Raw genomic sequence first — 21,661 nt, forward strand, 5'->3', positions numbered from 1 at the left:
AAGGTTGCACCTCTGTCTCAGGTTTACGCCGGTTACGCTCCGCCTCTCTTATCCGGCCCAGATCCGACATCGAACGCCGGTACGCGACGTGCGCGGAGGGCTCAGCGGATGATCCGGCCGCGGTGGATGACGCGCGCGGGCGTGTGGAGGACGGCGAGATCGGTGCGCGGGTCCAGGTTGTAGGCGACCAGGTCGGCGGGGGCGTCCTCGCCGAGTCCGGGAAAGCCGAGAAAGGACCGCGCCGTCCAGGAGGCCGCGCCGATCGCCGCTGCGGCGGGCATGGGGGACGCCGCCAGATGGCGCACCTCGCCGGCCACCCGTCCGTGCGGGAGCTCGGGCGTCCCGTAGCTGTCGGTCCCGGCCAGCACCGTCACGCCGGCCTCGTACGCGGCCGACACCAGCGGCCCCAGACGGGCGTGGGCCGCCCGGAACCACTCACGGAACCGCTCGGAGCCCGAGGAGCGGGCGACCTGCTCGAAGGTCTCCCAAACGGTGAACGTGGGCACCAGGGCCGTCCGCTGGCGGGCCATCCGGTCCAGCAGCGCCGGGTCGAGGCACAGGCCGTGTTCGAGGCTGTCCACCGCGGCCTCGACCGCGGCCCGGGCGCCCGCCGCCGTCTGCGCGTGCACGGCGACCCGGCCGCCCATCGCGTGCACCCGCCGGGTCAGCTCGGCGAGCAGGCCGGCCGGGAGCGGCTGCGCCTCCAGCCCCTCCTCGCCGACCACCCAGTCCGCGTAGACCTTGCACCAGCCCCCGGACGCGCGTGCCTCCTCGACCGCCGCGTCCGCCAGCTCTGCCTCGCCGACGTGCCGCGTCCATCCGTCGTAGAACATGCCGGGCAGTCCCAGCCAGCGACCGGCCGAGACGACGCGTGGCTGGTCCGGTTCTGTGCCGAACCACGCGGGGAGCCTGTCGGCCGAGCCAGGCACGCGCAGGAGCGTCACGCCGGCCTCCAGGTGCTCGCGGCCGTGCCGCCGGAGCAGCGCCGGATCCAGCGGGTCTCCCGGATGCAGGGCACCCGGATGCGTGTGCGCGTCCACGAGCCCCGGCAGCAGCCAGCCGCCGTCCACGACCGTGATGGCGCCAGGCAGCGGCTCGCGCGTCAGCCTGCCGTTCGCGATCCAGAACTCGACCCACTCCTCCGACGGCAGCGCAACGCCTCGCACGCGCAGCCGCTCCCGGTGGCGGCCGTCGCCTGTGCGCCCCGTCTCGTTCGCCATGTTCATGCTCTCGTACGGGGTGTTCCCCTGTGGTGGTGGGAAACCCGCGAAGGCCTCTCGCCGCGTCACTGCCCCAGCGTTTCGCCGGGGCTGTTGGAACTCCCGGCGACCTCCCGATGGCCATGCGGCAAAGTCCCTTCTACCTCGGAAACCGAGGCTGTTAGCGTCCGGGCATGTCCACAGAAGATCTCACCGCCGCGCTGGAGCGCATTCCCGGCTGGTTCTGGCCGGCCGACCAGCGCCTGTTCGAGTGGTTCCTGTCGGGTAGCGCCCCGGGCGACGTCCTCGAACTCGGGACGTACCTCGGCAAGAGCGCCGTCCTGATCGGCGGGCATGTGCGGCAGGGAGAGACCTTCACCGTTTGCGACCTGTTCGAGTCGGACGCGCCGGACGCGGACAACAACGCCGAGACCACCGGGTCGTACTCCACGCTCACCCGCCGCCAGTTCGAGCAGAACTACCTGAGCGTCCACGACACCCTGCCCGAGATCGTGCACGGGCCGACGTCGATCATCCTCGATCACGTGAAGGCGGACACCTGCAGGTTCGTCCATGTCGACGCGTCGCACCTGTACACCCACGTCAAGGGTGACGTCCTGGCGGCGCGGGCCGTGCTCAAGGACGACGGGATCGTCGCCTTCGACGACTACCGCAGCGAGCACACGCCGGGTGTCGCGCTCGCGGTCTGGGAGGCCGTCGCCGGCCTCGGGCTGGCGCCGATCTGCATCAGCACGCAGAAGCTGTACGCCACGTGGGGCGATCCAGTGCCCGTCCAGCGGCGCCTGCTCGAATGGCTTGAGTCCCGTACCGATCTGTGGCACACGACGGACGTGCTCGGGGATCGGGATCTCGTACGCGTCAACCAGCGCAAGAAGCCGAAGCCCGCGTCGCCGGGGAACGACCTGGACCGGCTCACCGCCGAGCTGCGGCGCACGACGGCGGAGCTGAAAGGGGTCACGGCGGAGTCGCGGAACGCCGTTCAGGCGCTGAAGAAGGCCACCAGAGAGGTCAGCCTGCTCGGCCCGGTCGCTCACCGCGCGGCCGGTTGGCTCCGCCGACGCTCCACTCCTCGAAAGTAGTCGGCTTCCGCTGCTCCCGCCCGCCGCAGGACCTCGGTCAGATGGTGATCTTCGAGATCGTTCAGGAGCCGGGTGCCGGCAACCGCGCCGTACCGCTTAAGGGCACCGGTCCTTGTCGGGTGAGGGACGCCACCCGTTGCGCCCGTTCTTGGCGGACGGAAAATCGGTTGTCGATCTTTACCGGAATCTTCGACAATCGTCAGCATGACGGCAGCGCTGACGGCAGATCAGGTCGAGCGGTTCATCACCGACGGCTTCGTCCATCTCCCCGCGGCCTTCCCCCGCTCGGTGGCCGATGAGTGCCGGGCGTTTCTCTGGCGTGAAACCGGTCTCGACCCGGACGACCCCACAACCTGGACACAGCCCGTCATCAGGCTCAACGGGTACGGGCACGGGCCGTTCCAGCAAGCAGCCGGCACACCACGCCTCCACAGCGCCTTCGACCAGATCGTCGGCGCGGGCCGATGGGTGCCCCGCAGCGGCCTGGGCACTTTTCCCATCCGTTTCCCGCACGCGGACGATCCCGGCGACGCCGGATGGCACATGGACGCGAGCTACGCACCCGAGGGTGAACAAGGATTCTGGCTCAACCTGCGTTCCCGCGGCCGGGCGCTGCTGATGCTCTTTCTGTTCTCCGACATCGGCGCCGACGACGCGCCGACCCGCATCAAGGTCGGCTCGCACCTGGACGTCCCGCCCTTCCTCGCACCCACGGGCGAGCGCGGCATGAACATGTTCGACCTGTGCACAACCATGGACGCCGCGGGCAAGCTCGATTCACCGGATCGGCCGTTGGCGCTGGCCACCGGTCAGGCAGGCGATGTCTACCTGTGCCACCCTTTCCTCATCCACGGCGCACAGCCCCACCGCGGCACCGTGCCCCGGTTCATCGCCCAGCCCCCGCTCCTCCCGACCGCCCCTCTTGATCTCGACCACCCCGACGGCGCACACTCGCCCGTCGAACGCGCGGTGCTGCTCGGACTGGCGTGACCTGGTGACTTTCACAGGAAGAGGAAGCCGATCGCGAGGGCGGCGATGATGGTCCCGATCCCGATCGCCAGGGCGATCTCCCGGCCGGTCGCACGGCCTTCGCGCCGGATCCACGCGAGATAGTACGCCGTCGCCGGGATGGACACCACGGCCGCGGTGACGGCTCCGGGCGCGTACTCACCGAGGATGACCCAACTGGTCAGGTGGAAGAGGGCGTTGACACCGAACTGCCACTGGAAGGCGGTGGCCATCACCACCCAGCCACCGTGCCGTCCTGCGTGGGTCGCCCGCCATGAGCACAGCAGGACCAGCAGCATCAGCGGGATGTGATAGGCCGCGAACATGTCCGTGGTCTCTGGGCCGAAGTGCCTTGTCGCCCAGGCGGCGAAGCCCTGCAGTTCCTCGAGAGTGTGCAGGACGTAGACCACGAACGGGAGCAGGAAGAGTGCCGCCGGGTGCACCGGTGCCTGAGTGCTCGGTGTGCTGGATGTGAGCGTCAACGTATACCTCCTGGGGGTTGTTGGAAGAGGAGGTCGCTAGAATATGAGGAATTCCTCGGTTTTTGTATTCGCATTGGAGGCGCGCGATGCCGATGCCCAGGTCGGCGTATGAGCCCAGGAAGACGCCGCGACAACAGCGGGCCTGGCAGACCCGTGAACGCATACTCGCGGCGTCGGCTCACATTTTCGCCGAGTACGGCTACGCGTCGGGGACCACCGACCGCATCGCCGAAGAGGCCGGGCTGTCGATCGGCTCGCTGTATCAGTACTTCCCGAACAAGGACGCGATCCTGCTCATCCTCGCTCGGACTCACCTGGACGAGACCGCCCAAGCCGTACGGCAGGCACTCGCCGAGCCCCGTCCGCTGGACCAGTGGCTCCCGGCGCTCACCGAAGCGGTGGTCGAGTTGCACGCGGGCAATCCACGCCTGCACCAGGTGCTTTTCGAAGAGGCTCCCCGGCCGCCCGACCTGCGTGGCCTGTTCCGCCGGCTCGAACACGAGGCCGTGATCGCCGTCGAGGAGCTGCTACGCGGCGATCCCGGGCTGGAAGCGTCACAGGTGGCGGTACGGGCACGGTTCGTCATCGCCACGATCGAGTCCCTGACCCACCGCTTCATCGGCCGCGCCAGCGAGGTCGACGCGGACGGGCTGGCCAAGGAGATCAGCACGATCGTGACCAAATACCTGCGCTAGGCGGGCACTTCACGTCACGCCACTTGGGCGTCCGCCGGGAAAATGTGACATCTCCGAGGCGGCCGTATGGGAATTGGAAGGCAACAAGCGCCGATGGAGCCCGCCATCTCCCCGAACAGATCATGGAGGCTACGCACAAGCCACTCACAATATGTGTCAATTGCTTGACGAACGTCTCACATTCGGCCCATATTTCAAATGCGCGCCTCCACACCGAGTGGCGGTGCCGCCACGTCGCGAGGAGACGTCATGGCCGAGACCTTCGTCCTTATCAGCGGTGCCTGCCATGGCGGCTGGACCTGGAGACTCGTGGCCGAGCACCTGCGTGCCGCAGGCCACCGGGTCCTGGCCCCCACCTTGCCGGGCCTGGGTGACGGCGACGACCCGCGGCAGCACAGCCTGGCGGATGTCAGCGACTTCATCGTCGACCTCGTCGAACGCGACGACCTGAGGGACGTCACCCTGGTCGGGCACAGCTGGGGCGGCTACCCGCTCACCGGCGCCAGCCATCGGCTCGCCCCCAGGCTGCGCAAGCTCGTCTACTGGGGCGCGTTCGTCCCGGCGGAGGGCAGGCCCCTGATGGAGGAGGTGCCTCCGCACTTCGCCGAGATGTTCACGCAGGTCGCGGCGGCGTCAGGGAACAACAGCGTCGTCTTCCCCTTCGAGGTCTTCTGCGCCGCGTTCATGCAGGACGCCGCCGAGGACATGCAGCGCCTGATCCACGGCCTGCTCGTCCCCCAGCCAATGCGCTACTTCACCGAGACCGTCACGCCGGTGGATCCGGCCGCGCTCGGCGTGCCCGCCGTCTACGTGGTCGGATCCGAGGACATCGCGCTGCCGCCCGGCGACATGGGCTGGACGCCCCGCTTCCCGGAGCGCCTTGGCGCCGACACCCCCGTCATCGAGCATCCCGGCAGCCACGAGGCCCAGTTCACCCGCCCGGCCGAGCTCGCCGCCGCACTCCTCAAGGCGAGTTCGTAGGGCGACCGCTCCACGGGGTCCTCGGCCGCTGACGTGGTCAACAGCCGCCGAGGACCGGTATCGCCCCAGGTCAGGACTGGAGTCGGCGGGCTTCGGTCACAGCGGCGAAGATCTGCTCCTTGTTCACATTTCCTCGCCTGAGGAGCTCATCATGGGGCGTACCTCCACTCCCGCGAAACGGGCGTCGGGGAAGCGGGACGCGATCTCCATCGCCCGTTCGGCGTTCTCGCAGTCGATGACGAAGTAGCCGGCGAGGTGCTCCTTCGCCTCGACGTACGGCCCGTCCGTGGCCACCGGGGCGCCGCCGCGTACCCGGACGGTCTTGGTGGTCACCGGGTCGGCGAGCGCTTCGCCGCCGACCAGCTCGCCGGAATCGACGAGCTCCTGCATCAGCGCCCCGAACTGCGCGCTCAGCTCCTCGCGCCCCTCTTCCGGCATGGCCTGCGCCTCGGGCGTATACAGGAAGGCGGGGTGGCCCCAGGTGTGCTCGTTCGTGTAGATCATCAGCAGGTACCGCATGGCAGTTCCTCACGTTCGTGGCGCCCACGGCCGGGTGCCTTTGATCAGTGGTCGGAGCCCGGGGCCGGGTCTCGACGTCTCTTGCGAGAATTTCTCTGAGTCCGTCCGGGGCCCGCTGGCGTCCGTCGGCTACTCGCTCGCGGCTGGGCGGTGGCAGAGCGTTCTGACGCGTGCGAACGCCTTGCAGGGCGTCAGGTCAGGAGGGCGAGGACCGCGCGGGTGAACTCCTTGGTGCCGGACGTACCGCCGAGGTCGCGCGTACGGACGTCGCCCTTGGCCAGGACGGCGGCGATGGCCGCCACGACCTCGTCGGCCGCCGTCGGATGCCCGAGATGCTCCAGCATCATCGCGGCCGACCAGATGGCGCCGATCGGGTTGGCCACGCCCTGGCCGGCGATGTCGGGGGCGGAGCCGTGCACGGGCTCGAACATCGAGGGGAACTCGCGCTCGGGGTTGAGGTTGGCCGACGGGGCGATCCCGATGCTGCCCGCGACCGCGGCGGCCAGGTCGCTGAGGATGTCGCCGAACAGGTTGGAGCCGACGATCACGTCGAACCGCGACGGCTCCAGAACCAGCTTGGCGCAGAGCGCGTCGATGTGCTCCTGGTCCCAGCGCACGCCCGGGTGGCCGGCCGCGCGCTCCCTGACCAGCTCGTCCCAGAACGGCAGCGTGTGGACGATCCCGTTGGACTTGGTGGCGGAGGTCAGGTAGCCGTTGCGGCGGCCCGCGAGCTCGAAGGCGTAGTCGAGCACGCGCGTCACGCCCGCGCGGGTGAACACCGCCTCCTGGACCGCCATCTCCTCGGGAAAGCCGCGGTTCATCCGGCCGCCGATCTCGCTGTACTCGCCCTCGGTGTTCTCCCTGACGACCACGAGGTCGATCGCCGCGCGTACGGGGCTCTCGATGCCCTCGAAGAGGCGGACCGGCCGGAGGTTCACGTACTGCCGGAAGGCGCGGCGGATCGGGATGAGCAGGCCCCAGAGCGAGACGTGGTCGGGTACGCCGGGCGCGCCGACCGCGCCCAGGAAGATCGCGTCGTGGCCGCGCAGCCTCTCCAGTCCGTCGGGAGGCATCATGGCGCCCTCGCGCCGGTACCGCTCGCACGACCAGTCGAACTGGGTGAACCGGAACTCGAAGCCGTGCCGCCGGCCGACTGCCTGCGCCACCTCCAGAGCCGCAGGGGTGACCTCGAGCCCGATGCCGTCTCCAGGGATCACGGCGATGTGATGCGTCGTCATGCTCTCGATTCAATCGGCGGGCCGCGAAAGCGTCCAACACACGCGCTCGATACTTCCGGCACGGCCGCGGGCGGCAGGCCCAGATCCCTCTCCGGACGCCCTTTGAACGCTCCTCATCGGAGGTACCTATAAGCCAAGTAGCCGACGCGTCTTGCACCGCGCGCTACCCCGATCTTCAATGACGGCGGAAACGTGAGGAGCAGGCGATGAACTCCAACGGTCCGAGAACCGACGTCGACCAAGCCCTGCTGGGCCACGCAACCTACCGCAGCCTCGGCGAGCAGAAGCTGTCACCGGCCGAGGAGAAGTTCGAGAAGGGCAGGCGCACCACCGGCATGTGGCTCGCGCCGCTGATCACGGTGGGCTTCCTGCTGCTGCCCATCGACATGCCCGCCAACCAGCACACGCTGGCGGCCGTCCTGCTCGGCGTCATCGTCCTGTGGGTCACCGAGCCGGTGCCCATCCCCGTCGGCGGCCTCATCGGCGTCGGCGTGATCGTGCTGCTCGGCGTGGTCTCCGCGGTGGACGCGGTCGCCCCGTTCGGCTCCACCACCATCTTCACCTTCATCGGGGCGTTCATCCTGGCTCAGGCGATGCTCAAGCACGGCCTGGCGCGCCGCTTCGCCTTCCGGGTCCTGTCGCTGCCCGGCGTGGGCCGCTCGACGTTCCGCCTGATCGTCGCCTTCGGCGCCATCACCTGTCTGCTGTCGGCGTTCGTGTCCAACACCGCCACCGTGGCGATGCTCCTGCCCACGGCGCTCGGCATGCTCGCGGTCATCGCCAAGCTCCTGCAGGACCGCGGGCTGGTGGCCGCCGACTTCAACCCGCTGCGGCTGCGTGTCGGCGCCGCGCTCGTCCTGATGCTCGCGTACGGCGCCAGCGTCGGCGGCCTGCTCACCCCGGTCGGCAGCCCGCCCAACCTGATCGGCCGCGGCCTCATCGAGGAGGCCACCGGGCGGCGCATCTCGTTCGCGCAGTGGATGATCACGGCCCTGCCGATCTGCGCGCTCATGTTCGTCGCACTGGCGGCCGTGCTGCTCCTGCTCAACCGGCCGGAGATCCGCAAGATCGAGGGCGTGGAGGAGTACGTGCACACCGAGCGGGCCACCCTGGGCAGGCTGTCGCGCGCCGAGAAGAACACGCTCATCGCCTTCGGCGTCACCGTGTTCCTGTGGATCTTCCCGGGTGTGATCGCGCTGGTCGCCGGGACGGAGTCCGCCCTCTACACGACCGTCAGCGGCCGGCTCAACGAGGGCATCGTGGCCGTGCTGGGCGCCGCCCTGCTGTTCCTGCTGCCTACCGACTGGGGCAGGCGCGAGTTCACCCTGAACTGGAGCGACGCCGCCCGCATCGACTGGGGCACGATCGTGCTGTTCGGCACCGGCATCATCTTCGGCTCCCTGCTGGAGGACACGGGGCTGGCCAAGACCATCGGCTCCTCGGCTGCCTCGGCGCTCGGGCTGGGCAGCGTGTTCGCCATCACCGCCTTCGCCGTGCTGCTCGCCGTGCTGGTCTCGGAGACCACCAGCAACACGGCCTCCGCCGCCGTCGTGGTGCCGATCATCATCCCGATCGCCGTGGCGGCCGGGATCAACCCGTTCGTGCCCGCCCTGGCGGCGACGTTCGCGGCGTCGTTCGGGTTCATGTTGCCGGTCTCGACGCCGCAGAACGCCATCGCGTACGGCTCCGGCGTGGTCCCGATCACCACGATGATCCGCTCGGGCGTCAGCTTCGACGTTCTGGGCGCCATCCTGCTCATCGTGCTCCTGCCGCTGCTGATCGGGGTGACCGGCATCGGCGGCTGACGCCCCGCCCTCAGCGCTTGGGTCTTTCCCCTGGCCGGTGCGCCGGCCACGGGACCTGAGCTGTGATGGGCCGGCGCGCCCCGGCGCCGAGTCCGGCCTGTACTCGTCGACCGCGGCCAGGACGAGCTCGCTGAGCGGCCTGCGGCGGCGGTTACGTACGCTCCGCCTGCGCCCCGAGACGGGCGGCGGTCCATGCCGCCACCTCTTCCAGCAGGCCGGCGTCCACCGGACGGCTGTACTGCTCACCATAGGTGCGCTGAGTGGCCGGGCCGAAGTCGCGGCGGAGCAGGTGAGTAAGGTCCGGGAAACGGCGCGTTTCGACAGGTCCGGGCACCAGCTCGGCGATCATATCGAGGTCATCGGGGTCGACCTGCACATCCTTGTCGCCAGTGATCGCCAGCAGGGGAACCCGGACGTCGGCGAGGTCTTTCTTGGGATCGTGGGTCAGGAACTCGCGCAAGGCCCGGGCGCCGACCTTGATGCCGTAGATGCGTGCCACATCACCCGTGGTCGCCTTGAGCTTGCCGGACAAACGCGCCGCCAGACCCCGCATCGTCCGGCGCCCTGTCAGCCGCACCAGGATCCGCATGGGCCACGACAACCCGGCCTCGTCCTGCCGCGCAGCCCACCACAGCAGTGTCTCTTCGCCGGTCTTGGCATGCCCGCAGAGCATGACGACGGCCTTTGCGCCTTCGTACGCGCCGAGGGCCGCGGCGTGGAGCGCGCCCTCGCTGTAGCCGATCACGCCGAGGGCACCGATCTCGGAACGGTCCGCCAGCCCGCGAAGTGCCGCGGCGGCGTCCTGCCGGTGCTGGTAGAACCCCGTCGCCCGCCAGTCTCCGGGCGTCGCACCCACACCGCGGCGGTCATATCGGTACGTCGCCACCCCGTTGTCGGCCAGCACCGCGGCGAGCGCCCGGCCCAGCGCGATCCGGGCCTTGCCGATGTTGCCCTCCCGGTCGAGCTTGCCGGGAAGAAGCAGGAGTACGGCGGGGTGCGGGCCCTCGGCAGCGGGCAACGTCAGCGTGCCGGACAGGGGTAGCCCGTCATCCGCCGTCACCGTCAGATCGATCTCTCGCACGGTCGCGTCCATCGCCTTCCTCTCCTCCTCGGACCAGAACCACCCTTTGAGTCCGGTCACGATATGTCGCGTCCTTGGCTAAGACGCTATCAATAGACGATAATGTTCGCAATCGCTGCGAACGTTATCGCGACATGAAATCATGGTGTGGTGGACGCGTTGAAACTGTTCGCCCATCCAGTACGCCTGCGCATCGTGCATGCCATGGCCGGCAACCGGGTCTTCACGACCTCGCAGCTCTGCGACCTCATCCCCGACGTCTCGAAGGCCACCGTCTACCGGCACGTCGGCGTGCTGGCCGACGCGGGCGTCCTCGGCGTGGACGGCGAGGAGCGGATACGCGGCGCCGTGGAACGCCGTTACCGGCTACGCAGGGACCGCGCGACGGTCGATCCCGAGATGATCGCGGCGCTGTCGCGCGAAGACCATCGCAAGGTGTTCGAGGCGGCGATCGCCACACTGCTCGCCGAGTTCAACGCCTACCTCGACCGCGACCACGCCGACCCGGTCGCCGACTCCGTGGGCTACCGCCAGCACGCGCTCTGGCTCAGCCCGGACGAGCTCGCCGACCTGATCGAGAAGATGCGCGCCGCCATAGTCCCCCATCTGGCGCACGACCCCGAGCCGCACCGCACGCGCTATCTCCTCAGCCCGATCCTGTTCCCCATCGAGGACCCGTCGGCGCCCTGAGCTGAGCTGACCGGCCCTCAGTCGGTCCCCACCTGCACGAACCCGCTTCCGGCCCGGTAGTTCGGCGACTGGTGCCGGAAATAGGTGTTGTAGACCTCGCAGTATCGGCCCCCGCTCGCCAGCAGCGTCGCGTGATCGCCTTCCTCGACGATCCGCCCGTGATCGAGCACGATGATCCGATCAACGTGCTCGATCGTGGACAGCCGGTGCGCGATGACGATCGAGGTCCGGCCGGCCAGCACCAGGTCCAGGCCCTCCTGGATCTGCGCCTCGGTCAGCGGATCCACGCTGGCCGTGGCCTCGTCCAGGACCACGATCGCCGGGTCCTGGACGAGCAGCCGGGCCAGCGCGACGAGCTGCCGCTGCCCCATGGAAAGGGCCCGGCCGTGCTCGCCCACGTCCGTCTGCAGGCCGTTCGGCAGGGCGTCGATCCAGTCTCCGCCGCCGACCGCCGCGGCTGCCGCGCGCACTTCGTCGTCGCCCACCTCCGGCCGCGGATAGCGGATGTTGTCCGCGACCGTGCCGCTGAACAGGAACGGCGCCTGCGGCACCGCGCCGATCTGCCGGCGATAGCTGCCCAGCTCCAGGGTGCGGATGTCGCGCCCGTCGATCAGCAGGCGACCGTCCTGGTATTCGTAGAACCGGGTGATCAGCTTGCTCAGCGTCGACTTGCCGGCCCCGGTGTGGCCGACGAGCGCCACGGTCTCGCCGGCCTTGATGACCAGGTCGAAGTCGCGGAGCACGGGATTGTCCGGGTCGTAGCCGAACGTCACGCCCTGGAACTCGATGCGCCCCGCCAGCTCCCCCGCAGGCAGCGCATCCGTCTGCACCACCCGCGGCGGCGCGTCGATCAGCGCGAAGACCCGCTCGGAGGCGGACAGCCCCTGCTGGAACTGCGACCAGAACGCGGCGATCGACGTCAGCGGGAACCAGAAGAGCGCCACGCCCTGCAGGAACAGGTACCAGTCGCCGGCGGACAGGCCGCCGGCGACCACGCTCGCCCCGCCCGCTTGGACGAGCGCGACAGTCGCGAGCCCGGCCACCAGGAACAGCACGGGGAAGATGGTGGAGAAGACGAACCCCTGCCTGAGCGTCACCTGGTAGCTCTGCTGGTTGATCGGCCGGAACTCGTCGTAGACCTGCCGCTCCTGGCGGAAGTTCTTGGCGACCGCGATCCCGCCCATGGTCTCCTGCAGGTTGGCGTTGACCCTGCTCAGGGAGCGCTGCGCCCGCCGCGTGCCGGCCCTGGCCAGCCGCCGGAACAGCAGCGCGAGCCCCACCACGACCGGCACGACCAGCAACGTCAGCAGCGCGAGCTCGACGCTGCGCACGAACAGCAGCACCGTGACGAAGCCCACCATCAGCACCTGGCTGATGAGGTCCATCGTCAGGGTGGACACGGTGGCGAAGTCGTCGGTGTCGGACGTCACCCGGCTGACGATCTTGCCGGACGGCGTCTCGTCGTAGAACGACAGGTCCCGCTGGAGCACCGCGTCGAACGCGTCCTCGCGCAGGCGGAGCACGACGTCGCCGGTGACCCGGGCGCTGTGTTTCTGCCGGACGAAGTTGAACCCCCAGGAGAGCGCTCCGGTGATCAGAATCCCCGCCGTGAGCTGCCAGCCCACCTCGCCGATCGTGCCGTCCGCGAGCGCGTCGACGGCCAGGCTGCTCAGCGCCGGCACGGCCGCCTGCCCGGCGGACAGCAGCACGATCATGGTGGCGACCAGGACCATCGCGCCCAGCTTCGGCCGGAAGTACGACAGGATCCGGCGCACCAGGTCGCGGTCGTTGTAGGTGCGGTCGTAGTCTTCGGCGTCGAGGCCGTCCATGAGGAAGCCCATCAGCGTGCCCCTCCCTGCTCGCTCGCCATGACCGGCCCTTCCTCATGGACCTCATCGCCCAGCTCGACCTCGTCGTAATGGGCGAAGACCCGGCGGTAGAGGCGACTGCGCGCGATCAGCTCGTCATGCGTGCCGAAGTCGACGACCTCGCCACGCCTGAGCAGCAGCACCTTGTCCGCCCACCGGATCTGCGAGAGCCGATGGGTGATCAGCAGTGTGGTGCGCCCATCGAGAATGCGCCCGATCGCCTGCTGGATCATGTCCTCGGTCGCCGAGTCGATGGCGCTGGTGGAGTCGTCGAGCACGAGAATCGCCGGATCGGTCAGCAACGCCCGCGCGATGGCCAGCCGCTGCCGCTGACCGCCGGAGAGCGTGACTCCCCGCTCCCCGATCACGGTCTCGTAACCGTCGTCCAGCTCGGCGATGAACTCCGCGGCCTGGGCATCCTCGGCCGCCCTGACCACCGCCTCATGATCGGCCCGCTGCCCGAGGCTGAAGGCGATGTTCTCGGACACGGACCGCGAGAACAGCACGATGTCCTGCTCGATCGTGGAAATCTGCGACCGCAGCGAGTCAAGGTCCCACTCACGCACATCGACCCCGTCAACGAGAATCCGCCCGGAGCTGACGTCGTAGATCCGTGGAACCAGCTTGGTCAGCGTGCTCTTGCCCGACCCGGTCTCCCCGACGATCGCCACCGTCTCCCCCGGCCGCACGGTGAACGTCACCCCGCGCAGCGCCGGATCCCCGTCCTCCTCGTAGCCGAACGTGACGTCCTCGAAGACGATCTCTCCGCTGATCGGCGCGGCGTGCCCGTCGGCCGGCTGGTCGATCTCGCTCTCGGACGTGATGATGCTCAGGATCCTGCGCGAGGACACGAGCCCGATCTGGATGAGCGAGAACGTGAAGATGGACATCTGGGTCGGGAACCCCAGCATGCCCATGAGCCCCATGAACGCCACCATCTCCCCGATGGTGATCGCTCCGATGCCCTGCAGATAGAGGCCGTGCCACAACGCCCCCGCCATCGCGAAGGAGAACAGCAGAGTGGGCAGGTAGCGAGCCTGCACCAGCCCGTTCCGTACGAACAGGTCGCGATAGCGCCGCGCGTTGGCCCGGAACCGCTCCCGCTCCTGCCCCTCCTGCGCGGTGACCTTGATCACCTCGATGCCGCGCACGGCCTGGTTGAGCCCCGCGTTGAGATCGCCGAACTGCTCCCGCATGCGGGTCGCCACCGGGTTGAGCTGCCTCATGTAGTGCCAGAGCGCGATCACGAACACGACCGCGAAGACTCCGGGGGCCAGCAGCAGCCGCGGATCGATCGTGGCGATGAAGAACAGCGGCACGATCCCGGTGAGCCCCGAGTCCACGATGAGATCGACACCAGGCGTGATCATGAAGGACAGCTGCCGGATGTCGTTGGCCGCCCTGGCCATCAGGTCGCCGACCCGCTGCCGGTTGTGAAAGGTCTGGCTCTTGCCCAGCAGGCTCACGTAGAGCTCGTCACGCGTATCCCGCTCCAGCCGCTTGGCCAGCACCTCGCTCGCCAGCCGCGCGACAAGATCGAACAGCCCTCGGGCCAGCACGATCGCCAGCAGCGCCAGCGCGATCAACCCGAGCGCGTCCAGCGGCTCACCCCGCTCGCCCAGCACGGCGTCGAAGGCGTCGCCGGTGAACTGCGGCACCATGGCGTTGAGCACCACCATGACCACCGACCCGCCGAGAAACCCGGCGAGGTGCAGCGGATGGCGCCGTAGATGGGACCAGAGCCAGCGCACCGGGCCATGCCGGCTATGGCGTGGACCGGAAACGGAGAACTCCGAATGGCTGGTGGTCACTGGCACCGCCCCCGCTGCGGTTAGGCAAACTTCGAACCTGCTTTCTATCACCGGCCACCGACAATTTCACAGCGCTTTTCGCCGGTGGATTCAGGGATCGTGGGAGGGCACGCAGGAGCAGATCGACGCCCACCGGCAGGGGCTGGTGAGCGGACCTTGCTGGTCCGGCGGAGGTCGGCCATGCTGTGGGTGGGTCAGCGGCGGGGCCTCGGCTGCCCAGAATGGTCGGCTTCACCATGAGGAGCGAGCATGAGCTCCAGTCCGTGGTACATCGTCGGTCTCGACAACGGCGGCACCGCGAACAACGCCACCGTCCTCGACTCCTCGGGGCGGTTCCTCGTGCTGGGGATGGCGGAGTCGCCGAGCCACGTCCGCGAAGGTCCCCAGGCGGCCCTGCAAGCGCTCACCGCCGCACTGGACCAGGTTCTGGAGCTCACGGACACGCCCAGATCGGCCGTGGCGGGAATCGGACTGGACACACCGGGGCCGGCGAGCGCCGACGGGGTGATCTCGGCCCGCGGCTCGACGAACTTCATCCACCCGGAGTGGTGCGGCTTCGACATCCGTACGGCACTCGAGGACAAGCTGCAGTTTCCGGTGGTGTACAGCAACGACGCCAATGCGGCGGCTCTCTACGCGCATCACACGTACTTCGGGCCCGAGGCGATGCGGCGCTCCTCGGTCTCGGCGATCGTGGGCACCGGGCTGGGTGGCGGAGTGGTCGAGTCCGGGCACGTCATCCGGGGCGCGTCCGGCATGGCCGGCGAGCTCGGCCACATCGGCCTGCCGCTCGACGGCCTGCTCGACGAGGGGCAGCCGCCGCCTGCGTGCAACTGCGGCAAGGCCGGGGACGTCGAGAGCTTCGCGTCCTTGACCGCGATCGAGCGGAACCTGCTGCCCCACTGGCTGACCCGCTTCCCGGGGCATCCCCTGGCCGCGGAGCCACTCCCGTACGCGGCCAGGGCGCTTCGCTCGTACGCCGAGCGGGAGGATCCCATGGCGCTGGCGATCTTCGAGCAGCAGGCGAAGGCACTGGGGCGGCTCTTCACCATGGCCGCCGACTTCACCGATCCGCACGCCTACTTCCTGGGCGGCGGTGTCGTGGCGGCCGAGTCCCGGTTCCGGAACTGGCTGCTGGCGCGGGTGCGCGAGCACACGGTGCTCCGCGTCGAGCAACTGCGAGTGGCGGCCTTCGCCCTCGTCCCCGACCTGGACATGGCCGGGGCCCGCGGCGCGGCGATCGCCGCTCGCAACGCCCTGCGGCCGGCGCGCTCCGGCGGAGGTGCCGGTCACGCCCGGTGACGGCAGTCAGCTCCGAGAGCCGCGCGAGGCCGGGGCGGCGGGGCGGTGAAGGGATGGTGCGGGCGAGGGCCGCCGCCCGGAGGGAACGGGCGGCGGCCCGAGGCGGTCAGAGGCCGATCTTGCCGACCCCGGCGCCCGCTTGGACCGCGGCCGGGACGGTCGCGGGGTCGTCGACTGTGTAGGAGTAGTAGGTGCCGGGCTCCACGACGGTGCCCGCCGTTTCCGGCGCCCCGGAATTGACGTACACGTTGCGGCGCTCGACCACCCGGCCCGGATCGCTCTCCGCGTAACCGACGTGGATCGGATGGGCGACGTTCTCGAAGTAGTTGCCCTCCACCAGCACTCCGGCGTTCTGCGTGGACGCGATGCCGTACAGCGAGTTGTTCCGGTAGTAGTTGTTGAACACGTGCACCGGCTCGCCGAAGCGGGCGCGCGGGTGGCGCTGGTCGGTGCCGTCGAAGAAGTTGTGGTGGTACGTGACCCGCAGCTTGCCGATGTCGGCGGTGTAGGTGTCGGAGTGGCCGAGCAGCATCGACTTGCTGTGGTGGTGGAACTTGTTCCAGGAGACGGTGACGTAGTCCGACTCCCGCTTGACGTCCAGCAGGCCGTCATAGCCGGCGGAGAGATCGTTGTGGTCGATCCACACGTGGTGGGCCTTGTTGGTGACGCTGATGGAGTCGTCGTCGGCGTTGGTGAACGTGATGTTGCGGATGATCACGTTGTTGCCCGGCCGGGTCGTGGAGCCGAGTTGCAGGCCGCCGCCGGTGATCTCGGCCGTGCTGCCGACGCCGAGGATGCTCTTGTTGGCGACCACGGTGATCATGTCGCTGATCTGGATGCGGCCGGAGATCCGCAGGATGTACGCCCCGGCCCGCCCGGCGTAGTCCTGCAGCTGGGCGCCGGTGGTGATGGTGACCTCGGTACCGCCGGCGCCGCCGGTGGTGCCGTTCTGGCCGAGGGCGTTGACGGACGCGAATCCGATCGGCCCGTCAGCGGCGGCCGCCGGCACCGGCGTCAGTGCGATGACCAGCGCGGCCGCGGCGACGAGGCGGAAGAGCGTTGACATGGTGGCCTCCTCAGATCTTCCCGGTCCCTGAGCCGGCGGTGACCGCCGCCTTCACGGAGTTCGGATCGTCCAGGGTGTAGGCGTAGTACGTGCTGGGCTCCTGCACGCTGCCGCTGCAGTCCGGCGTACCGGATTCGTCCACGAACACGTTGTTCCGCGCGACGCAGCGTCCGCCCGGTCCGGCGTAGGAGTTGGTCACCGGCTCCTCGACCCGCTCGAAGTAGTTGCCCTCGACCACGCAGCCGGCGTTCGCCTGGCAGGCCACCCCGACGTCGGTGTTGTAGACGTAGTAGTTGTTGAACACGTGCACCGGCTCCCCGAACCGCACCCGCGGGTTGCGCTGCGGCGTCCGGTCGAACCAGTTGTGGTGATACGTGACCTTCAACCGGCCCACGTCCTGCGCGTCGTTGCCGTCGTCGTGGCCGAGCAGCATGGTCTTGGTGTGGTCGTGCACGTGGTTCCAGGAGATGGTGACGTACGAGGAGCCGCGCTTGACGTCGACCAGCCCGTCGTAGCCGCCGGCCAGGTCGTTGTGGTCGATCCAGACGTGGTGGCTGAACATCTGGACGTTGATCGAGTCGTCGGTGGCGTTCCTGAACACCAGGTTGCGGACGATGACGTTGTGGACGGCGTTCGCGGGCGGCGAAGTGATCGAGTCGTCCACGGCGAGGCCGATGTTGAAGCCGCCCCCGGTGATGCCGGAACCCGCGCCGACGCCGACGATCGTCTTGTCGGAGGCGACGTTGTGCATGCCGGCCGGAACCGTGATCATCCCGCGTACGCAGACGTTCAGCGGGCCGCTCTGGCCGATCGCGGCGATCAGCTCGCTTGCCGTGTCCACCTCGACGGTGGGCCCGCCCGCGCCGCCCGTGGTTCCGCTCTGGCCCCAGGCGTTGACCGAGGCGAACCCGGTGGGCGTACCCGAGGTGGCGCACGTGCCCGGCGGGATCGTCGGGGTGGTCGGCGGGTCGGTCGGGCCGCCGACATCCGTGACCAGCACGTCGTCGAACGAGGCGCTGGCGTAGTAGCCGGCCAGTCCGGCGCGGCCGGAGCCGAACGACGAGTCCGTCGCCGAGACGACCTGTACGTTGTCCACGAAGCCGCGCAGCGTCGTGCCGAACGCCTCCAGCCGGAGCGTGTACCAGGTGCCGGCCGTGACCCCGGCCGCGGCCGTGGCCAGCGTGACCGGGCCGCCGCCGGTCCGCTTGCCCAGGACGACCGAGCCCCCGTTGCTCAGCCCGAGGAAGTAGTAGCTGCTGGTGCTCTGCGCCCTGGCCAGCACCGCGACGTGCCGGCCTGAGCCGTTGAACGCGATCGGCTTGACCCGCGCCTGCACCGCCTGGTCCGCCCACCCGGCGCCGGCCACCGCCCGGGCGTCCGCGCTGGTGCCGGACTGCCGGTACGCCCTGGAGCCGTCGGTCACCACCGACCAGCTCCCGCCGGACCGCGACCAGCCCGTGGCGTCACCGTCCTCGAAGTCGTCGCCGTACAGCGTCGCGGCGGACGCGCTGGGCACCCCCAGCAGCACCAGCGCCGCGGCCGTCGCGGTGGCGATGGCCGCGGCGAGCGCGGCGAGGGCTAAGCGGGTCTTGCGTGCTTTCGTTCTGCGCACCGTGGAGCCTCCGGTCGTGATGGCGACCGGGCGCGCTCCGCCCTCGCGAGCGATGTCCGCGCCCGATCGCAGTGATGACGGCAAGCCGTGGCCGTGGAACCCGCTGCCGTGAACGGGTTCCTCACTGGATGTGGTGTTGCGCGTAAACTCGCGAGCTTCACACCTTTATGCAGCCGATTGTTAGGCGAGTCAATTCGAATGGTGTGCAGTTTTGTTGCAATCGGTTGTCGCAGCTGGTCGGCTCTTCTGCTGTGGCAGGAGGTGCATCGATCCTGTAGTGAGATACAGATCTTGCAAGCGATTGTGGAAAGATCACCCAGCCAAGGGCCTACTGTGGGGATCATGAGTGGCGCTGTTGTGGCGGACTTCTGGTTCGACCCGTCCTGCCCGTACACCTGGCTCACCTCCCGGTGGCTGCTGGAGGCGCAGGCGGTACGGCCGATCGAGGTGCGCTGGCACGTGATGAGCCTGTCGGTGCTCAACGAGGGCCGCGACGACGACCCCGAGGGTGATCCCGAGGGGTATTTGTGGGTTCCGGTACGCGTCTGTGCGGCCGTCCAGCACGATCACGGGCAGGAGGCGCTCGGCAGGCTGTACACCGCGATGTGGACCACCGGCTCGGGCGACTGGATCGGGGATCTGCGCGAGGCGCTGGCCACGGCAGGGCTGCCGGTGGAGCTGGCCGAGGCCGGGATGTCGGCGGACTACGACGACGTCGTACGCGCCTCGCACGCCGAGGGCATCGGCCTGATCGGCGACCACGTGGGCACCCCGATCGTCTCGGTAGACGGCGGGCGCGTCGTGTTCTTCGGACCGGTCGTGTCCCGCGTCCCCCGGGGCGAGGCGGCCGGCCGGCTCTGGGACGGCACGCTGCTGGTGGCCGGGACCCCGGGGTTCCATGAGCTCAAGGGCCGGCCGCACGAGGAGCCCCGGCCGGATTGACGGCGTTCAGCGTGCCCCGTGGCGGGCCCGGATCGCGGTGGTCATCAGGACGATCGCGGCGGTGTATCCGAGCAGGATCAGCAGGCGCCACAGCGTCCATCCGTAGTGCCATTCCCAGCCACCGCAGTTGATCAAGAACATCGAGAGGGTCATGAACGCCCAGTCAAGGGCGACGACGGCCATGATCGGCACCGCCAGCACTCCGGCCACCGTGCCGAGCCGCCGCCCTCCCCAGAGACAGGCCGCGCCCGCCAAGAGCGTGGCCGCCGCCGGCAGGGCGTTGAAGACGGAGAGCGCATTGCCCTCCAGGTGCCGGTGGAGGGAGAGCCACCACCACTCGATCTCGGACCACAGCTCCCGCAGACGGGACGGGACGGGAGGGGACCGCAGCCGGTGCAGCCCACCCCTTCCGGCAGAGCTCCCCCGCCCCTGCTGTAACGCGAGTGCTCTTGATAAGTTATCGGCGGGTTCGCCGGAAAGGTCCGATTCGGCGGTCCACTCGCTGATCCTGGAGATGGCTTGACGGTTACGGCCTGGGTGGCGGTGGCCGCCTTCCTCACGGCGTACACGCTGATCGCCACCGAGAAGGTGCACCGGGTGGCGGCGGCGCTCGGCGGGGCCGGGATCATGCTGTTGATCCACGCCACCGACGCGAACGCGGCCTTCTTCGACGAGGCTGCCGGGATCGACTGGAATGTGATCTTCCTGCTGCTCGGCATGATGATCATTGTCGGGGTGCTCAAACAGACCGGGGTCTTCGAGTACCTGGCGATCTGGGCGGCCAAGCGGGCCAGGGGCCGGCCGTTCCGGCTCATGGTCCTGCTGGTCCTGATCACGGCGACCGCGTCGGCGCTGCTGGACAACGTGACCACCGTGCTGCTGATCGCGCCCGTGACGTTCCTGGTGTGCGAGCGGCTGGCGTTACCCGTGGCGCCGTTCCTGATCGCGGAGGCCATGGCGTCCAACATCGGCGGCACGGCCACGCTGATCGGCGACCCACCGAACATCATCATCGCCAGCCGGGGCGGGCTGACCTTCAACGACTTCCTCATCCACCTGGCGCCGCTGATCATCGTGCTGTTGGGCGTGTTCGTCGGGCTGTGCCGGTGGCTGTTCAGGAAATCGTTCATCTACGACCCGGAGCGGGCCGCGGAGATCATGGCCTTGAACGAGCGGGAGGCCATCGCCGACCGCAGGCTGCTCTGGCAGTCGCTCGCCGTGCTGGCGCTGGTGATGGCGGCGTTCGTGCTGCATCCGGTGCTGCACTACGAGCCGTCGGTCGTGGCGCTGCTCGGGGCCGGGGTCCTGGTGGCGGCGACCAAGGTGACGACCGAGGACGCCATCGGCGAGGTGGAGTGGCCGACCCTGGTGTTCTTCGCGGGGCTGTTCGTCATGGTCGGGGCGCTGGTGGAGACCGGGGTGATCCGGCTGATCTCCGAGGCTGCGGCGCAGGCCACGCAGGGGCAGGTGGCGCTGACCACCATGCTGCTGCTGTGGGCCTCGACCGGGCTGTCGGCCGTCGTGGACAACATCCCGTACGTCGCCACCATGAGCCCCATCGTCGCCGACCTCGTCCAGGCCAACGGCGGCAACGGCTCGGCCCAGGTGCTGTGGTGGGCCCTGGCCATCGGCGCCGACCTGGGCGGGAACGCCACGGCCGTCGGGGCGGCGGCCAACGTGGTGATCCTCGGCATCGCCGCCCGCAACGGCACCCCGATCAGCTTCTGGCAGTTCACCAGGTACGGCGTCGTCGTGACGTTCGTGACCGTGGCGCTGTCGGTGCCGTACCTGTGGCTGCGCTACCTCACCTGAGCGGCAGGACGTCCACCCCGCGCTCGTCGTCGCCGCGCGGGCCGAAGATCCGGCGGTCCGCGGCCTCGATGCGCACGTCGTTGATGCTCGCCTCCCTGCGCCTCATCAGCCCGGACTCGTCGAACTCCCACTGCTCGTTGCCGTAGCTGCGCCACCACTGCCCGGAGGCGTCGCGGGACTCGTACTGGAAGCGGACCGCGATGCGGTTGCCGAGCACGGCCCACAGCTCCTTGCGCAGCGCGTAGTCCAGCTCCCTGGCCCACTTGCGGCGCAGGAACTCCCTGATCTCGTCGCGGCCGGTCACGAACTCGCCGCGGTTGCGCCAGGCGGAGTCCTCTGTGTACGCGAGCGCGACGCGGTCCGGGTCGCACGTGTTCCAGGCGTCCTCGGCGGCCTGGACCTTGACGCGGGCGCTCTCCTCGGTGAACGGCCTGCCTCTTATACACATCT

At 69.2% G+C, this 21,661-nt stretch carries 20 protein-coding genes; 9 read left to right on the plus strand and 11 right to left on the minus strand.

What is annotated here, in order from left to right; translation table 11 throughout:
* Positions 1 to 101 precede the first annotated feature (101 nt).
* Complete coding sequence (locus EJK15_RS32175; RefSeq protein ID WP_206061214.1) at positions 102 to 1,289, minus strand: amidohydrolase family protein; 1,188 nt, start codon at positions 1,287 to 1,289, stop codon at positions 102 to 104.
* 104 nt (positions 1,290 to 1,393) lie between these two features.
* On the opposite strand from EJK15_RS32175, the gene EJK15_RS32180 reads away from it, so the two are divergent.
* Together EJK15_RS32180 and EJK15_RS32185 are read left to right on the plus strand one after the other, a co-directional pair.
* The gene (locus EJK15_RS32180; RefSeq protein ID WP_138714243.1) at positions 1,394 to 2,299 is read left to right on the plus strand and encodes a class I SAM-dependent methyltransferase; all 906 of its coding nucleotides are present in this window, start codon (positions 1,394 to 1,396) and stop codon (positions 2,297 to 2,299) included.
* 204 nt (positions 2,300 to 2,503) lie between these two features.
* Complete coding sequence (locus EJK15_RS32185) at positions 2,504 to 3,289, plus strand: phytanoyl-CoA dioxygenase family protein (RefSeq protein WP_138714244.1); 786 nt, start codon at positions 2,504 to 2,506, stop codon at positions 3,287 to 3,289.
* A gap of 11 nt (positions 3,290 to 3,300) precedes the next feature.
* Here the strand turns inward: EJK15_RS32185 and EJK15_RS32190 are convergent, their stop codons facing one another.
* Positions 3,301 to 3,789: an HXXEE domain-containing protein gene (locus EJK15_RS32190; protein ID WP_138714245.1), complete on the minus strand. Its 489-nt coding sequence runs from the start codon at positions 3,787 to 3,789 to the stop codon at positions 3,301 to 3,303.
* A gap of 86 nt (positions 3,790 to 3,875) precedes the next feature.
* Here EJK15_RS32190 and EJK15_RS32195 point away from each other — a divergent pair, with 86 nt between their 5' ends.
* Positions 3,876 to 4,484: a TetR/AcrR family transcriptional regulator gene (locus tag EJK15_RS32195; protein ID WP_138714246.1), complete on the plus strand. Its 609-nt coding sequence runs from the start codon at positions 3,876 to 3,878 to the stop codon at positions 4,482 to 4,484.
* Positions 4,485 to 4,733: 249 nt separating this feature from the next.
* Positions 4,734 to 5,465, plus strand: a complete 732-nt coding sequence (locus tag EJK15_RS32200) for an alpha/beta fold hydrolase (RefSeq protein ID WP_138714247.1) — start codon at positions 4,734 to 4,736, stop codon at positions 5,463 to 5,465.
* Between the two features lie 123 nt (positions 5,466 to 5,588).
* Here EJK15_RS32200 and EJK15_RS32205 read toward each other — a convergent pair whose 3' ends face one another.
* Positions 5,589 to 5,984 carry a YciI family protein gene (locus EJK15_RS32205; RefSeq protein ID WP_138714248.1) on the minus strand — a complete coding sequence of 132 codons (396 nt, stop codon included), beginning with the start codon at positions 5,982 to 5,984 and terminating at the stop codon, positions 5,589 to 5,591.
* A gap of 191 nt (positions 5,985 to 6,175) precedes the next feature.
* Entirely contained in the window at positions 6,176 to 7,222 is a 1,047-nt protein-coding gene (locus EJK15_RS32210; RefSeq protein ID WP_138714249.1) for a tartrate dehydrogenase, read from the minus strand.
* Between the two features lie 206 nt (positions 7,223 to 7,428).
* Here EJK15_RS32210 and EJK15_RS32215 point away from each other — a divergent pair, with 206 nt between their 5' ends.
* Complete coding sequence (locus EJK15_RS32215; protein WP_138714250.1) at positions 7,429 to 9,027, plus strand: SLC13 family permease; 1,599 nt, start codon at positions 7,429 to 7,431, stop codon at positions 9,025 to 9,027.
* Between the two features lie 151 nt (positions 9,028 to 9,178).
* Here the strand turns inward: EJK15_RS32215 and EJK15_RS32220 are convergent, their stop codons facing one another.
* A complete protein-coding gene (locus EJK15_RS32220) occupies positions 9,179 to 10,168 on the minus strand; it encodes an alpha/beta hydrolase family protein (protein WP_206061215.1) in 990 nt (329 codons plus the stop codon).
* 90 nt (positions 10,169 to 10,258) lie between these two features.
* On the opposite strand from EJK15_RS32220, the gene EJK15_RS32225 reads away from it, so the two are divergent.
* Positions 10,259 to 10,798, plus strand: a complete 540-nt coding sequence (locus tag EJK15_RS32225; protein WP_138714251.1) for a helix-turn-helix domain-containing protein — start codon at positions 10,259 to 10,261, stop codon at positions 10,796 to 10,798.
* A 17-nt stretch (positions 10,799 to 10,815) separates the two neighbouring features.
* Here EJK15_RS32225 and EJK15_RS32230 read toward each other — a convergent pair whose 3' ends face one another.
* Together EJK15_RS32230 and EJK15_RS32235 are read right to left on the minus strand one after the other, a co-directional pair.
* Positions 10,816 to 12,639, minus strand: coding sequence for an ABC transporter ATP-binding protein (locus EJK15_RS32230; protein WP_138714252.1), 1,824 nt, complete (start codon positions 12,637 to 12,639; stop codon positions 10,816 to 10,818).
* The gene (locus EJK15_RS32235) at positions 12,639 to 14,417 is read right to left on the minus strand and encodes an ABC transporter ATP-binding protein (RefSeq protein ID WP_138714253.1); all 1,779 of its coding nucleotides are present in this window, start codon (positions 14,415 to 14,417) and stop codon (positions 12,639 to 12,641) included. Before EJK15_RS32235 ends, EJK15_RS32230 begins: the two co-directional genes overlap by 1 nt.
* Before the next feature lie 309 nt (positions 14,418 to 14,726).
* On the opposite strand from EJK15_RS32235, the gene EJK15_RS32240 reads away from it, so the two are divergent.
* Positions 14,727 to 15,779, plus strand: a complete 1,053-nt coding sequence (locus tag EJK15_RS32240) for an ROK family protein (protein WP_138714254.1) — start codon at positions 14,727 to 14,729, stop codon at positions 15,777 to 15,779.
* A 106-nt stretch (positions 15,780 to 15,885) separates the two neighbouring features.
* Here EJK15_RS32240 and EJK15_RS32245 read toward each other — a convergent pair whose 3' ends face one another.
* On the minus strand, positions 15,886 to 16,845 hold the full coding sequence (locus tag EJK15_RS32245) for a pectate lyase family protein (protein ID WP_138714255.1): 960 nt from the start codon (positions 16,843 to 16,845) through the stop codon (positions 15,886 to 15,888).
* Between the two features lie 10 nt (positions 16,846 to 16,855).
* Entirely contained in the window at positions 16,856 to 18,457 is a 1,602-nt protein-coding gene (locus tag EJK15_RS32250) for a pectate lyase family protein (RefSeq protein ID WP_138714256.1), read from the minus strand.
* Positions 18,458 to 18,799: 342 nt separating this feature from the next.
* Here EJK15_RS32250 and EJK15_RS32255 point away from each other — a divergent pair, with 342 nt between their 5' ends.
* Positions 18,800 to 19,399 (plus strand): mycothiol-dependent nitroreductase Rv2466c family protein, encoded by a 600-nt coding sequence (locus EJK15_RS32255; RefSeq protein ID WP_138714257.1) that lies wholly within the window; start codon positions 18,800 to 18,802, stop codon positions 19,397 to 19,399.
* A 6-nt stretch (positions 19,400 to 19,405) separates the two neighbouring features.
* On the opposite strand, the gene EJK15_RS32260 is transcribed toward EJK15_RS32255, so the two are convergent.
* The gene (locus tag EJK15_RS32260; protein ID WP_138714258.1) at positions 19,406 to 19,609 is read right to left on the minus strand and encodes a hypothetical protein; all 204 of its coding nucleotides are present in this window, start codon (positions 19,607 to 19,609) and stop codon (positions 19,406 to 19,408) included.
* A gap of 309 nt (positions 19,610 to 19,918) precedes the next feature.
* Here EJK15_RS32260 and EJK15_RS32265 point away from each other — a divergent pair, with 309 nt between their 5' ends.
* A complete protein-coding gene (locus EJK15_RS32265; protein WP_138714259.1) occupies positions 19,919 to 21,211 on the plus strand; it encodes an ArsB/NhaD family transporter in 1,293 nt (430 codons plus the stop codon).
* On the opposite strand, the gene EJK15_RS32270 is transcribed toward EJK15_RS32265, so the two are convergent.
* Entirely contained in the window at positions 21,204 to 21,659 is a 456-nt protein-coding gene (locus EJK15_RS32270; protein ID WP_138714260.1) for a nuclear transport factor 2 family protein, read from the minus strand. The genes EJK15_RS32265 and EJK15_RS32270 overlap by 8 nt on opposite strands.
* Between the last annotated feature and the right edge of the window lie 2 nt (positions 21,660 to 21,661).

Origin of the sequence: Nonomuraea basaltis, assembly GCF_005893125.1 — a bacterium.
GTDB lineage: Bacteria > Actinomycetota > Actinomycetes > Streptosporangiales > Streptosporangiaceae > Nonomuraea > Nonomuraea basaltis.

Coding starts and splice junctions, on each gene's coding strand:
- EJK15_RS32230 (WP_138714252.1), bottom strand. CDS start 12,639: ATGGGCTTCCTCATGGACGGCCTCGACGCCGAAGACTACGACCGCACC.
- EJK15_RS32245 (WP_138714255.1), bottom strand. CDS start 16,845: ATGTCAACGCTCTTCCGCCTCGTCGCCGCGGCCGCGCTGGTCATCGCA.
- EJK15_RS32185 (WP_138714244.1), top strand. CDS start 2,504: ATGACGGCAGCGCTGACGGCAGATCAGGTCGAGCGGTTCATCACCGAC.
- EJK15_RS32270 (WP_138714260.1), bottom strand. CDS start 21,659: ATGTGTATAAGAGGCAGGCCGTTCACCGAGGAGAGCGCCCGCGTCAAG.
- EJK15_RS32180 (WP_138714243.1), top strand. CDS start 1,394: ATGTCCACAGAAGATCTCACCGCCGCGCTGGAGCGCATTCCCGGCTGG.
- EJK15_RS32200 (WP_138714247.1), top strand. CDS start 4,734: ATGGCCGAGACCTTCGTCCTTATCAGCGGTGCCTGCCATGGCGGCTGG.
- EJK15_RS32205 (WP_138714248.1), bottom strand. CDS start 5,984: ATGCGGTACCTGCTGATGATCTACACGAACGAGCACACCTGGGGCCAC.
- EJK15_RS32195 (WP_138714246.1), top strand. CDS start 3,876: ATGCCGATGCCCAGGTCGGCGTATGAGCCCAGGAAGACGCCGCGACAA.
- EJK15_RS32210 (WP_138714249.1), bottom strand. CDS start 7,222: ATGACGACGCATCACATCGCCGTGATCCCTGGAGACGGCATCGGGCTC.
- EJK15_RS32215 (WP_138714250.1), top strand. CDS start 7,429: ATGAACTCCAACGGTCCGAGAACCGACGTCGACCAAGCCCTGCTGGGC.
- EJK15_RS32240 (WP_138714254.1), top strand. CDS start 14,727: ATGAGCTCCAGTCCGTGGTACATCGTCGGTCTCGACAACGGCGGCACC.
- EJK15_RS32255 (WP_138714257.1), top strand. CDS start 18,800: ATGAGTGGCGCTGTTGTGGCGGACTTCTGGTTCGACCCGTCCTGCCCG.